Origin of the sequence: Methanocalculus natronophilus (assembly GCF_038751955.1) — an archaeon.
Lineage (GTDB): Archaea > Halobacteriota > Methanomicrobia > Methanomicrobiales > Methanocorpusculaceae > Methanocalculus > Methanocalculus natronophilus.
This window is the reverse complement of the sequence record NZ_JBCEXH010000066.1, coordinates 1-333: the sequence shown is the minus strand read 5'-3', so window position 1 is coordinate 333 and position 333 is coordinate 1. Positions and strand designations below refer to the sequence as shown.

1 pseudogene is annotated in these 333 nt (G+C 35.4%); it reads right to left on the bottom strand.

Annotated features, from left to right (window positions below):
* Positions 1 to 169: pseudogene (locus ABCO64_RS11010) on the bottom strand (hypothetical protein); the annotation flags it as partial.
* Between the last annotated feature and the right edge of the window lie 164 nt (positions 170 to 333).

The window sequence follows — 333 nt, the reverse complement described above, 5'->3', positions numbered from 1 at the left end:
CGACACTTAAAGCAAGCTGATTAGAACTTTTTCTTGTATCTTCCCCAATAATAACCGTTTGATGATTAAACGTTTGTTTCAGTGCATTCCCAATGGCTTTAGCAATACTATCAGTCAACGTTTCTCCTGCGACACCACATATTCCATCAGTTCCAAAATATTTCCCCATACACCATACCTCCTATATTTAAAACATTTTAACATATTTTTTAGTCTTTTTATTCTACGGTTACACTTTTCGCAAGATTTCTCGGTTTATCGATATCTAGGTTTCTATGCAAAGCTGCATAATAAGCAATAAGTTGTGTGGGAATGACGGTTAAGAGTGGTGAA